This window comes from Akkermansia sp. GGCC_0220 (genome assembly GCF_017566105.1).
GTDB lineage: Bacteria > Verrucomicrobiota > Verrucomicrobiia > Verrucomicrobiales > Akkermansiaceae > Akkermansia > Akkermansia massiliensis.
Genome location: NZ_JABFCI010000001.1, coordinates 1 through 13,725 on the forward strand (window position 1 = coordinate 1; position 13,725 = coordinate 13,725).

At 61.0% G+C, this 13,725-nt stretch carries 4 protein-coding genes; 2 read left to right on the forward strand and 2 right to left on the reverse strand.

Annotated elements, in window-relative coordinates; all coding sequences use genetic code 11:
* Nucleotides 1-8,785: autotransporter-associated beta strand repeat-containing protein (locus tag HJW02_RS00005; RefSeq protein ID WP_208050587.1), on the reverse strand; the 8,785-nt coding region annotated here is incomplete at its 3' end.
* Nucleotides 8,786-9,402: 617 nt separating this feature from the next.
* Between HJW02_RS00005 and HJW02_RS00010 the strand changes: the two genes are divergently transcribed.
* The gene (locus HJW02_RS00010) at nucleotides 9,403-11,565 is read left to right on the forward strand and encodes an AMP-binding protein (protein WP_022395996.1); all 2,163 of its coding nucleotides are present in this window, start codon (nucleotides 9,403-9,405) and stop codon (nucleotides 11,563-11,565) included.
* 3 nt (nucleotides 11,566-11,568) lie between these two features.
* Nucleotides 11,569-12,933, forward strand: coding sequence for an exodeoxyribonuclease VII large subunit (xseA, locus tag HJW02_RS00015; protein ID WP_022395995.1), 1,365 nt, complete (start codon nucleotides 11,569-11,571; stop codon nucleotides 12,931-12,933).
* Between the two features lie 225 nt (nucleotides 12,934-13,158).
* On the opposite strand, the gene HJW02_RS00020 is transcribed toward xseA, so the two are convergent.
* Entirely contained in the window at nucleotides 13,159-13,449 is a 291-nt protein-coding gene (locus HJW02_RS00020; RefSeq protein ID WP_146018110.1) for a hypothetical protein, read from the reverse strand.
* Nucleotides 13,450-13,725: the final 276 nt, after the last annotated feature.

Genomic DNA, 13,725 nt, shown 5'->3' on the forward strand with positions numbered 1-13,725 from the left:
CCACGTCCATGCCCACGGTGCCGCCCCAGGTGGTGAGCTGGTAGCCGCTTTCATCTCCCTTGGTGTCCAGTTTGGCGTAGGAGCCCGTGCCTTCCATCCACATGTGGAAGTAGGGGAGGTCTTCGTTGACGTAGGCGGGGTTGACGCCCATGAGGGTGGTGCGGTTGCGGATCCATCCCATCTGGTCGCGCAGGGCGTCCTTCTGGGCCGTTCCCAGCGCGTTGACCGTGCTGCCTGCCGCAGCTGCCATGGAACGTGCCGCCCGGGAGGTGTTGCCGGACTGGATGTCGTTTCTGACGGCTTCCCTCAGGTCACCGAGCTGCGTGCCTTTCGGCGCGTTGCCGCGGTTGTTCCAGAGCAGGTTGGCCCCCGCTTCCGAGTTGGCCGTGTTGGCCGCGTCCATAAAGGCGTTCTCCGTCTTGACCATGCCCGTCACCACAATCTTGCCGCCTTCCGTCCGGATGCCGAATTCCTGGTAGTAGAAGTCAAAGTAGCCGGAGGCGTCCACCGTGGCTCCGTTGGCCGAAACCGTTCCGGCTCCCGTCGCGTCCACCAGCGTGAAGTTGAGGTTGGCCGTCGGGTCCGCCGGATCGTCGTAGTCCCCCAGGCTTCCCAGGGAAACGGTAGTTCCGTCCAGATTGACGTCTCCGGCCTGCACGGTGATGACCGGGCTGGAGAAGAGGTCGTCACGGTTGGTGTTGATGACCAGGTCCAGATGGGAGTTTTGCAGGTTGAGTCCGTTGGCGACGGTGAGCGTCGTGTTGACCGCTCCGGTTCCCTCCCCTACCGGACTCAGGCGCACATGGGCGCCGCTTGCCGCCGTGAGGCTCTTATAGGTAACGGAGCCGTTGCCGCCTTCCGCTCCCGTCAGTTCCAGCGTGCCCTTGGTGACGCTGAGGGCCTGCCCGATCGCGCCGTTCCCCTTCAGAACCTGCGTGCCGGTGCCGTTCATGGTGATGCTGCCTTCCCCGCTGAGGGTGCCTTCATACAAGGCATTCCCGGCGGTGGTGATTTCCAGGGCAGACCCGTTGTTCAGCGCGCCGGTTCCCGTCAGGCCGGAGATGGTGTTGGCCGCGTTGCCGAGTTCCAGCATTCCGCTGCCGTCCAGGTCCACCTGCACGCCGTCAAGCTTGGAGGTGCCGTTGAGCGCGAGGGAGGCGGTGTCCGCCACATGGAGCACGCCGGTTCCGGAAACGGTGCTGTTGGAAAGTTCGGAGCCGGCTCCCGTAAGCGTGAGCGTGCCGTTTTTACCGATGGCGAGGTTGCCGCCGTTGCCTTCATCCGTGAGCGTTCCCGCTTGCGTTTTTCCAGTGATGTCCAGGGAGGAAAGGTCTCCGGAGTTGGTGGAGTTGAGCCTGATGGAGCCCAGGTCCGCCGTGCCGGAGAGGATAAGGCTGCCGTCCTGCATGTCCAGCGTGCCGCTGGTGTTCAGGGTTCCGGCGAGTTCCAGGGAGCCTTCTCCCGTTTTGGTAATGTTGGCCGTGCCGCCGTTGATGGTTCCGGAGTACTTCGTATCGGGACCGGACGTATTCGGATCTGTTCCCAGCAGCTCGTTGTTCAGGATGACGGATGCCGTCTTGTCGTTCGTGCTGGTGATGTTGATGACGCCGGAGGCCGCGCCGGAGAGGTTGTTAATCGTCAGGCCGTCAGCCGTATCGTCCACGCCCGGGAGGTTGAGTGCGAGGTTGCCGTCCACGATGACCGCGCGGTACGGGTCGAGTTCGGAGTTGCTGGAGACGGTTTTGTCTTCACTGCCTACCGCGTAGATTTGCGTGGCGTCACCGGTGATGCCGATGGAGCCGCCGTTGATGCCCGTGACGGCAAAGCCGAGGGTTTCCAGCAGCGGGTTGAAGACGGCCGTGCCGTAGCCCAGCGCTCCGTTCGTGAGGTTGAGCCACGCGGTGCGGTCGCCCGCTCCCCAGCCCTGCATGGCATTGATGAGGTCGGCGGAGAGGGTGAGGGTGAGGGTTTCAATTTCCAGCTGGGTGCCGTCCGCGTCAAATTGGATCATGGAGGTGCTTCCGGCCAGGTCCTGTGTTTTGGAGACGTTGCCCGTTCCCACCACCAGGCTGGCACTGTCCAGGCTGGCGGCGCCGTTGAGGCCGCTGATGACCGTTCCGGCGTCCGTCATGCCGATGGTTTTAAGCGAGGAGCCGGAGAGGCCGCCCAGCGAGATGGAAGTGACGCCGGAGGCCGCGTTGACGGTAACGTTTTTGGTTCCTTTGTGGTTGTTTCCTCCCGTGAGGGTGCCTCCGGTGATGTTGAGCGCTCCCTTGTAGCCGTCCGCCGTGAGGGCGAGCGTGCCGGAGGTGAGCGTGACCGTACCCGTGTAGCCTGCGCTGGCGTTGCCGAGCGTGAGTGTGCCCGTGCCGGTTTTCAGGAGGCTGCCAGTGCCGCTGAGCGCGCCGTTGAGGGTGATGCTGCCGCCCGTAGTGTCCACGGTGGCGGTTTTGCCGGAGGCGGCGTTGAGGAGGACGCTGAGGGAGGCGCTCCAGTCCGCCGTGGAGTTGAGCGTGCCTTCTCCCAGGGTGAGAGTGCCGGAGGCGCCGGTGATGTCACCGCCCAGCGTGAGGGTTCCGTTGCCGGCCAGCGTGATGCCGGAGTTGGAGTCGTTTTCCAGGTTGATGCCGCCCAGGACGGCCGTGCCGCCGTTGATGTTGAGGTTGCCGGCCAGGGCTCCCTGGCCGTTGGCCCCGCCCAGCTTGACGCTGGTGCTGGTGAGGGTGACGCCCGTGTTGACGTTGACCGCGGAGGCTTGCGTGTTGCTTCCCATGGTGCCGCCGCCGATTTGAAGCGTGGCGATATCAAGGTCTTTCTTCAAGTCCAGCGTCACGCCGTACGTGACGTCAATGAGGTCGGCATTCAGCGTGCCGTTCACCGTGACGGTGCGGTTGGCCGTGGCCGCTCCGTAGCCGGAGAGGACGATGCTGCCTCCGGCATTGGAGAGCGTGCCGTTGAGCGCGTCATGGCCGTTGGCCGCCTTGACGAGCAGGGAGCCCCCGTCCGTCTTGGCGAGCGTGCCGCTGATGTTTTTGAGTACGCCGGAGAGGGCGATTTCATTGCCTCCGGAGAGCTTGAGGGTGGAGCCGCTGGCCACCGTCACGGTTCCGGAGAGAATCTTGGTATTGGCGATGTTCCCCAGCGCCACGGCTCCATTCCCGGAGATGTTCCAGTTGAGGGACAGGAAGCTGTCCTGCCCGGCCGTGTCCACCGTCAGCGTGGTGCCGGTTCCGGAGGCAGCCAGCTTGACCGCGTCCCCGGCGTTTTTCTGCACCATGGTCTGCGTCAGCGTCACGTTCCCGGAGGCCTGCAGGGTGCCGCCGCCGAAGATGATGGAACCCGTTCCCAGCGCTCCGTCTCCGTTGATGTCCACAATGCCCCCTTCCAGGGACGTGGAGCCTCCGTAGGTGTTCGTGTTGCGGATTTGCAGGGTGCCGTCCCCCCTCTTGGTCAGGATGGTCGTGGCGCCCGTGATGTGCCCGTCTCCCTGGAAGGTGTAGGTGTTGTCCGCGCCGCTGTTGCTGACGACGATGGAGGAGGGAGCCACGTCTCCCGTAATCGTCACGGTTTTGTTGGCTGCCGTGTTGTCAAAGAGCAGGGGCTGCCCGTCCGTGGTCGCCGGCGCGGAGCCGCTTCCGCCGTAGGTCCAGTTGCTCACGTCGCCCGCGCTCCATGTTCCGGCGTCCGCCGTTCCGTTCCAGGTGAGCATGTTCGCGGAGGACTCAATCTTGAGCTGAAGCGTTTTGCCGTCCGCGGAAAGTCCCAGCGTGTAGGTCAGTTCCGGATGGGCGTCATTGATGAGATCTCCGATGTTGAAGGAGCCGAGCGTGAGCGTTCCGCTTCCCACCGTCAGCAGGGAATAGTCTCCCGCGTCGGTGAGCGTGTCGTAGTTGTTGAGGGTGACGTTGTGCGTTCCGGTGAGCGTCAGTCCGCCGGTGAGCGTCACCAGGGCGTTTCCTCCCGCCGTCAGTCCCGTCATGTCAAAGGTGAAGGAGGAGCCCGCAGCCATGGCCATGTCTCCGGTGACGTTGAGGCGCGAGTAGCTGCCCAGCGTCAGGCTGCCGATGGAGCCGCCGTTGCTGGTGATGGCGCCCGTGGAGAGCGCATCCGCCGTGCCGGCTTTCACGTTGACCGCGTTATTCACCGCATAATTGCCGATGTCCAGCGTCGCTCCGGAGGAGATGGAGACCGTGCTGGTCCCGAACGCCGTAGCGCTTCCCGCCGCCAGCGTTCCGGCTTCCGCATTGGTCGTGCCGGCATAGGTATTGGCGCCGCTGAGCGTCACCTTGCCCGGACCCTTCTGGGTGATGGAACCCGTTCCGCCGATGGCGTTGGCCACCGTCTGGTCCGCATCCACCGCATAGGTCAGGAAGGCGTCTCCATTGCCGCCGAGCGTCACCGCTCCGGAACCCAGGGAGCCGGCTCCCGTCAGCAGGATGGTCCCTTCCTTGATCAGGGTCTGGTTGGTATAATCGCTGGCCTTGGTCAGTTGAAGCACGCCGTTCCCCTGCTTTACGAGGTTGGCGCCGTTGCCTTCCTTGGCTACGATTACATCCAGCTTCAAATCTGCCGTATTAGTATCGTCCAGCGCAAAATTCCCGCGCGCTATGTCAAAGATGACCGTGCCGCCGCGGAGGGTCAGGGCATTCGCCTGACCGGTGGAGGGGGCTCCCTCCGCCACAGAGAAGACGCTCATTCCGGTAGCGGACTGCTGCGTCACAATGGTATTGGTGCCGCTGAACAAGTCGAAGCCGTTTAATCCCCAGCCGGGTATATTCAGAATGACCCGGCTGTTGTTGAACACCATTCTGGTATTGGCCATGGTCGTATTGCCGCCGCCGACATTCCAGGTGCCGTTGTTCAGGGTCAGCGTGCCGAAGTTCCCGCTATTATTGTAGCCGAACGGATCGCCCGCCGTAGTATTCAGCGTGCCGCCGTTCACCATCAGGTTGCCGTAAAGGATGGACTCTCCTCCGTTTCCATTCTTGCCGAGGTTCAGGACCGCGCCCTCGCCCACCGTGGTCAGCGCGGTTTTCGTCTGGGCGGTGGAAACCGTCAGGGCCGTTCCGGCTCCCGACACTTCCAGATTGATGCCGGAGCCGTTGGCCAGATTGGTTCCAAGCGTATTGGCGCCTCCGGAAGCAAAGGCGATCGTGCCTCCGTTAATCGTCGGCATCGTGGCTCCCAGAATATCCGCAATTCCGCCCGTTACGCCGATTTCCAGCCGTCCCGTCCTGTCCACGGTCACCGTTCCGGTCCCCAGGGCCATGTTCGCCTTCACGGCAACGGTTCCTTCCTTGATGTTGACCGCGCCGGAATAATCGTTATTGGAGCTGTTGAAGGTCACTTTTCCTTCACCCAGCTTGGTCATGGCGCCGTTTCCGGAAAGCTTGCCTCCGTTGTTGGTCAGCTCCAGGTCCTGCCCTGCCCCGTTGTTGAAATAAATGGCCTTGGCATTCACGTCCCCCGTCAGGGACGCCACTCCCGTGTGCGTACCGTCAAACAGGTAGGTTGTGGTGTTGTCCACGGCGCCGATCGGGTTGCCGTCCCAGACTACCACGCCGTCCGCCATGCTGACGGAAACGGTCACCGTCTTGTCCCCGGTGTTTACGTTGAAGGTTCCCTGGTACAGGCTGGCCAGCGCCCCGGTCAGGGTCATCGTCCCCGCATCCGCGAAGTTGCCGGCCGTCAGGTTGTCCCAGGAAACCAGCGTATAAGTCCCCGCGGTGATATTCCCGTTAATGTCCAGGCTGACGCCCGCATCCGCGCCCAGCGCCAGGTTGCTCACCGTCAGCGTCGCTCCGTCCGCGCTCAGGGCGCTTCCGTCAACGGCCAGTGAAGCGGCGTTCAGCGTTCCGGTCACGTTCTGCTTCCGCAGCGCCGTCACCTTGGCGGTGGAGGCGTTCAGCGTTCCGGCCAGCGCCGTATCCGCATTCAGGTAAAGGTTGGCTCCGGAAAGGTTCAGCGTTCCGGAAAAACCGGAGACGTCCCCGCCCAGCGTCAGGGCTCCCGCATTGTTGCGGGTATTGACAGCCAGCGTGCCCGTTCCGCCCAGGCCGCCGAGCATCTGGAGGCTGTCCCCGCTCGCGATGGCCGCCGTTCCCGTGCCGGACGTTTCCACGGATACCTTGCCGTTGAGGTTCACGTTCACGGTGGCTCCGTTAAAAATGCTCAGCGCCGTGGCCGCATTCGTCCCTTTCAGGGTGATGTCCCCGTCCAGGGAAACTCCCCCCGTGACGGTATTGGAATTCAAGTTGCTGAACGTCACGGTGACGTTTTTCTCACTGCCGCCCAGCGTTACGTTGCCCTGCCCCCACGGGGTCAGGGTCTGGCCGGAGACGATGGAGGCGTCCCCGATATTGTACGTCAGATTGACCAGGTTGCCCGTTCCGGCTATTTCCGTATCCCCGTCATAGGAATTCTTCACCCAGCCCGTTTTAAAACCCCACCTGTTCCCCCCGGCATCGGAAATGATTTTAAGGCCGCCCGTTCCGGTGATGGTGGATGAAACCGCGGTGGCATTTCCATAAATGGCTCCATTCAGGAAAGCAAATCCTCCTGCGGCATCCAGGACGATTTTCATGTCGAAATTCGCGCCGGCGGCATTTCCGTTCCTCAGATGCAGGGTGGAGCCGTTCCCCATGGTAAGAGTACCCGTCCCCGTCACCTTGGTTCTGGCGCCCGCTACGTCCATCACGGTATTTTCCCCCAGCGTAATGTTCAGGTTGGAGCTCCATGTTCCGGTTTCGTCCGCAAGCATCACGGTGCCCTGTTCCACAACCAGCGTTCCTCCTCCTGAAGCGTTGAAGGAATTAAGGCCCAGCGTTAACGTTCCCGTACCCGTCTTGGTGATGGTGCCGTTGATTCCCCCGTTCAGGGTGGAGTCCCCCGCGCCAATGACCAGGGAACCGGGGCCGCTGTTGGTCAATTTGCCTCCATAAGTGCCGGCCCCCAGCAGGAGGCTGCCGCTTCCCGTACGGGTGACGGTCCCCGTCCAGCCGGCCAGTGAAGCCCACGTTACGGCATTCCCGTTCGTGTCCACCAGAATGGAGTTGGAAGCCAGCGCATCCGTCTTGATCTGGCCGGAGACGTCTGCCGTAATGCCCGTGCCGTACTTGAGCGCGCCTCCATTAAAGATGATGCTGCCGGTGCCCAGCGCGGAGGCATGCTGCATTTCCACCGTGCCGCCGCCCAGCAGGACTTCTCCGGAAAAACCGGCGTTGTCCGTGGCGATGGACAAGGTTCCGCTGCCGGTCTTCTGCAGCTTGGAGCTTCCCACCAGGGAACCGGACCCCGTCCACGTGTAACCGGTTGCCTCAGCATTGACGACGATCAGGCCTGGATTCACCTGTCCGGCGATGTTCACGGTCTGCGGTGCATTGCCTGCTACGTCGCCGAAGATGACTCCGTTGCCGTTGGCAAAAGACAATCCCGCATTCCAGGGGGAATTCCCCGTTCCTCCCACCGTCCACGTATTGTCTCCGCCGCCCGTCCAGGTCAGCGACGTGACCTGCGCCACGACGAATTTCAGGGTATTGTCCGTCGTGCTCCAGTTGCCGATGTATTCGGTCCCCAGCAGAATGGTATTGGCCAGATCCCCGGTGATGCCGCCCGTGGCATTAATCAGATTGTACGTGCCCGCGCTCCAGCTCACGCTGTCGCTATTCTCCAGCAGCAGGCTGCCGTTCACCGTCAGGGCGCCGTTCAGGGCCAGCAGGGGATTGCCGTTCACCGTCATGTGAGTGGCGTCAATCCGCACGGCCGCTCCCAGGTTCAGGTTGCCGGTCATCGTATTCTGCCCCCCAAGGGACAGGACGCCGCCGGTCATGGACAGGCCGGCATTGCTGTCCACGGCGGAGACGTCCAGGCCCGCTCCCGCGGACAGGGAAAGCCCGCCGTACCCCGCGGAAATGCCGCCGATGGCCGCATTCCCCGTTACGGAAAGGTTCTTGTTCGTTCCCATTCCGGAGGCATGGCTGACAATGAGGGTGCCCCCTTTCAGTTCCACGCCGCCCGTGAAGGAAGAGGAATTGGCCAGGGTCAGCGTTCCGGAGCCGTCCTTGATCAAACGCCCGGTTCCACGGAATGCATTGTCACTGCCCGTGATCATGTTCCCTGCTCCGGTAATGGTCAGGGCGCCGTTCAGCTGGATATTATGAGTGTTGTCAGCAGTGATGGACATGGTGCTGCCGGCATTCACCACCTCCACGGCGCCGCCGCCCGCGGCGACTGTCAGGCCGTTCCCGAAGGTTCCGTCGCTTTCCTTGGTAATCTCCAGGCGCCCGTTGTTCAAGGTCCAGTACCCCGTATTGACGGCCATGGAACCCAGCCCCGCGCCGTCATAGGCATATTCTCCCACGCGCAGCACGCCGCCGTTGGTGACGGTTACCTTGTAGCGCGTATAATTATCCCCTTTCATGCTGAGGCTGGCTCCCGGAGAGCTCAAATCCAGCGTGGCGTTGTCAATGGTCAGGGTCCTGGTTCCGGAGCCATTCCCCGCTTTCACGGTAGCCGCCGTTTCAATCTTGAACACGCCGCCGCCGGTAATGGTAAGGCTGTTGTCCCCGACGTTGAACGCTCCCTCCGCCTGGGTAAGCGTCTTTCCGGCCTCAATGGTCAGCGTCAGGTCGTTGGCGCCGATGGTCGTAGCCTCATTCCAGGTAACGTCCGTATCAAACGTCTGGTTGGTCGTAATGGTGAGGGGATCAGCCTGAACAGAGGCGGACAACGCAGCGCAGCAGGCAAGAAGAGCGGACAACAAATTGAGGGGCAAATGCAGCTTCATAAAGAAAACAATTAATTATAAATATATTGAGAAAGACGTGGTCTTTTAGCAGAAATGAGACATGCTATTAGGTAGATGAAATATCGGATTTGAAATCCGGTGTCAATCTGGAAGTGCCGTTTCCAAAGCTTTAAATTATTTCCGTTATCTCCATTCTATTCCATGCCCTCATTCAAATTAGCCACATTATTCAAAAAACAAAACCAACAGAATTTAAAATAAACATCTGATCATAAACAAATTATTTCATTTCCACCACTCTCACGACTTCCCTGACGCCCTTCTTGTCCGGATTTCAAATCCGTTCATTTTCTTTCCCTGCATGCAGGGCCTTCAGGCAGCCGGGAAGCCATCCATGAAGGGCACAGTAAAAAACCTCCTAAGGATTTCATCATGAAACCGCTTGTTTCCGGAAATTCCGCCGCGGGAGCAGAAGCGTGAAATCCAGTCAGTCCCATGAAAAACAACATCCTTCCCATAAAAGGCATGCCGGAGCCAGGGACAAATTCCGGGACCGGTCCGGAGGGAGCAAAAGCAGCGCGGGATGTATTCTTTCCTCCTTGCTCCCCGCCCGGCAAGTTGCTAGAATACGTCAAGCAAGTTTTTCCCCTTTTCCCATGGCCATTTTTGGTTCCTCCAATCTATCCGACTCCGGCGACCTGCTGATTTTCAACAAAGTATCTCATAAAACCCTGCTGATGTTCGAAAAGGAACTGGGCAGGGACCGCATGACGTACCTGGTGGAAGAAAGCCTCCCCCCGGATGCGGCCACCGCCGCCCATCTGGAATCCACCAAGGCGGACGGCATCCTGTTCCAGGCCGGGGGCAGCGATCCCATTGCCCTGCGTTCCGCCATCATGGAACGCATCAACGAGGGCAGAAGGGTAGTATTCCTGCCCGGTCCCGTAGCCCACGTGAAAGGCTCCATCAGCCACATTCCCCCACGGGTGATCAAGGCCCTGGAAGCACTCCATATTTCCCCCGTGCCGGTATGCACGGGCTTTTACACCAGCTCCGTGCTGGACGCGGAGGCGGATACGGACGCCCAGGCGGATATCCAGGTGCACATTCTCCCCAAGCTGGCTCCCGGGGCGGAAATGGCGGCGCGCCTCACCTCCGCGTGGCTGGAATGCTCCGCCCAGGCCTATGCCACGCTGCCGCAGTTGCACGGCTCCCTGTCCGCCCTGCTGTTCCGCAGCCTAAAGCTTCATTCCGACTGCCGGGTGATCGACGGCATTGACGATACCACGCTGACCTACGGCCAGCTTCTGGCCATCTCCGTGGCCTTTGCCAAACGGCTGAAAAAGATCACCACGAACCGCCGCGTAGGCATCATTCTGCCGCCCGGCAAGGGAGCGGCAATCGCCAACCTGGGCTGCCTGTTCGCCGGAAAAACGCCGGTGAATTTCAATTATTCCGCCTCGGAAGGGGCCTTTGCCAGCTCCGTGAAGCAATCCGGCGTGGACTGGTTCATCACGGCGGATACCTTCATGCGCAAGCTCCAGAACTTCCCGTGGCCCCCCCAGCGGGACCTGATCCTCATGGAGCGGGAGATTCCGCTGCTCAAGGGCTCCGCCAAACGCTGGGGCGTGGCCATCAAATTCCTTACAGCGGGGTTCATGATTAAAAAGCTGGGGCTGGATGCGCCCACGGGCGCGGATGAAGCCGTGCTGATGTTCACCTCCGGCTCCTCCGGAGAACCGAAAGGCGTGCCGCTGACCCACCACAACATCCTTTCCAACATCTCCCAGTGTTCCTCCCGCATCACGCTGGCGCCGCAAAGCAGATTCCTGGGCAGCCTCCCCGTATTCCACTGCTTCGGCATCACGATCGGGCTGTGGTACCCGATGATCGGCGGGTACGACATGGTCACCTACCCCTCCCCGCTGGAGGCCAAGCGCCTGGGCGCCCTCATCAAGCAGTACGGCATCAGCCTGGTGGTCACCACCCCCACCTTCCTGCGCGGCTTCATGAAGCGCTGCGAGCCGGACACCTTCAAAACCGTGCGCTACCTGATCGTAGGAGCGGAAAAATTGCCGGACGAGCTCTCCGCCGCCTTCCGGGAAAAGTTCGGCACCGTTCCGTGCGAAGGCTACGGCCTGACGGAAGCCTCCCCGGTCTGCTCCGTCAACTTCATTGACCCGGCCCCGTCCAACGCCGCCGGAGACTTCATTCCCGGCATGAAAAAGGGCTCCGTGGGCGCTCTGCTTCCCGGCATCGCCGTACGCATCACCAGCCCGCATACGGGCCGCGTGGTACCCGTGACGACCTCCGGCATGATCTGGCTGAAGGGGCCGAATATCTTCCCCGGCTACCTGGGCGGTCCGGAAGCCGACCGCGACATTTTCGTGGACGGCTGGCTGAAAACCGGAGACATCGGTTCTGCGGACGAATTCGGCTTCCTGAAAATTGAAGGCCGCATCTCCCGCTTCTCCAAGATAGGCGGGGAAATGGTGCCCCATGAAGCCCTGGAAGCCGCTATCATGAACATCTGGAACCTGGACCCGGCGGACGAGGAACGGCGGATAGCCGTCGTCACCATTCCGGACCCCGTGAAGGGGGAGGCCGTGGCCCTGCTCACCACCCTGGTGACGGACTACGTGCACCAGGCGCGCACCCTCATCAGGCACGGCCTGATTGACCAGGGGCTCCCGGCCCTGTGGTGCCCCAAGGAAATCATTCCCGTGGAGCACATTCCGGTGCTGCCCTCCGGCAAGCTGGACATCAAGCAATGCAGGATGCTGGCTTATGAAGCGCTGAACATTCCCTTTGAACCATAACCCATGGAATTCCCGGAGGAAACGCCTGCCGCTCCCAGGCCCATCACGGTCAAACAGCTCGTTTACCGCCTGAGGGATACGGTCAGCATTGCCGTGGGGACCCAGTGGGTGGTGGGAGAGCTCAGCAACGTCAAGCACCATACCAGCGGCCACGTTTACTTCACCCTGAAGGAACAGGGCGCGGAAATCTTCTGCGCCTTTTTCAAGGCTGCGGCTTCCAAATGCCCCGTACGGCTCCAGGAAGGGATGAAGGTCCATGTGCTGGGCAGCGCCACCGTGTACCCGGACCGGGGCCAGCTTCAACTGGTCATCAGGCAGGTGAAAGCCGCCGGCCAGGGAGACCTGCAGGCGCGCTTTCTGGAACTGAAGGAAAAACTCCAGCGGGAGGGGTTGTTTGACGCTGAACGCAAAAAGGGCATCCCCGCCTTTCCCCGCGCCATCGGCATCGTCACCTCCCCTACCGGCGCCGTCATCCAGGATATACGCCATGTGCTGGAACGCCGCGCCCCGTGGGTGAAAGCCTACCTGCTGCCCGTGCGCGTCCAGGGGGCGGGAGCGGAGCATGAAATAGCCGCTGCCGTGCGCGCCTGGTCCGCAGCCCCTCTCAACGGCCTGCCGCCCGTGGACGTGCTCATTGTGGGCCGCGGGGGCGGCTCCATAGAAGACCTGTGGAACTTCAATGAGGAAACGGTAGCGCGCGCGATTTACGAATGCACCGTTCCCGTGATTTCCGCAGTAGGCCACGATACGGACTTCACCATTGCGGACTTTGTGGCGGACCTGCGCGCCCCCACCCCGACCGCGGCCGCGGAGCTGGCTACGCCGGACGGTCCGGAATGGCTCCGCAAGCTGGCTAGAATGGAACAGGCCCTGCACGCCTCCGCACGGCATTCCCTGTTGCGTTCCAAGCTGAGACTGGATGTTTACCTGCGGGGAAAACTGCTGGATGCGGATTCCCTGCTCTCCCCTTACGCCCAGCGCCTGGACGACATGGAAGAAACCCTGCTGAACGCCGCGGCCACGCGCATTTTTCAAAACACGCTCCATATCAACAAACTGGAACATCAGTTACAAATGCGCCATCCCACCCACCGCAACAGGGAGCGCGCGCAGCTTCTGGCCTCCCTCCAGGCCGGACTGGCCCATGCGGCCGCCGTGCGCATGGCGGATTTCTCTTCACAACTGGCTCTTATTCAAGCCCGGCTGGAAGCTCACAGCCCGGAGCAAACGCTGCGCCGCGGATACGCCCTGGTGGAAAACCAGAATAAGCAGCTCATACGGCAAACGAACCAGGTACATGCAGGAGAAAAATTGAAAGTCCGTGTCTCCGACGGCTGTTTTTATGTCAGGGATGACACACCGCAATAGGCTGTCCACAAGAGCCTAGCATTGCATTTTTTGCACTCAATCTAACAAATTGTGTTTTTTCTGGATTTTACAGGAAGTGGAACCTATCCTAATAGAAGCCTGTCACTGCTCCTATTACCCGGTCCCATAACTTCTGTACATATGCCTTGTAAAAACATCACCCGCTACACTTACGAAACGACAGCCTTTCAAGGCTATCGGTTGGCGATCTGTAAGAACAAGCGCTTATTCACTCGTTATTTCTCCGATTCTCAATACGGGGGCGCTGATGCGGCGCTTCAGGAAGCGATGAGAGTGAGAGATAACATTTTCACACTTTTTGAACAGGGGAACCTTACGGTTAGCCAAATTTTCGCAAAATATACCGTGCGTTCCCGCCGTCAGTCCGCCGCTGACCGCCGTGAAAAAATGATCCACGGAAAAAGGGCTCTCGGCCACGTGCGGCAGAAAGCCAAAGTCCGCAGCTGAGGAATCTGCGGAAGCTGTTTTTTCAGCTTCCCCGGAGCCTTGAATCATACCGGAAACGTTGCATCCGGTACAGGTGGCGCATACTCCTATCACATCAAAAAGCCGTTCTCCGTCCGGAAAGCGGGAATACCGCAGCATGCGCGGCGGAGAAAGCGGCAATCTGTACCAAAACGCCCCCTTTCCGCCATCCGCGCCCGGGAAAGCCAAGAGCGGCCCGGCAAAGCAATTCCGGCACTAATGCGGCTGTGCCGGATAAGCCGATCAAAGGCCTGCGGCACGCTGCCAAGGCATTCTTCCGCCGTCTGTCGCCCGCGGCGCTTCCCG

Bases quoted from the DNA above. Each gene is read 5' to 3' on its own strand.
- HJW02_RS00010 (WP_022395996.1), top strand. From the start codon at position 9,403: ATGGCCATTTTTGGTTCCTCCAATCTATCCGACTCCGGCGACCTGCTG.
- xseA (WP_022395995.1), top strand. From the start codon at position 11,569: ATGGAATTCCCGGAGGAAACGCCTGCCGCTCCCAGGCCCATCACGGTC.
- HJW02_RS00020 (WP_146018110.1), bottom strand. From the start codon at position 13,449: ATGATTCAAGGCTCCGGGGAAGCTGAAAAAACAGCTTCCGCAGATTCC.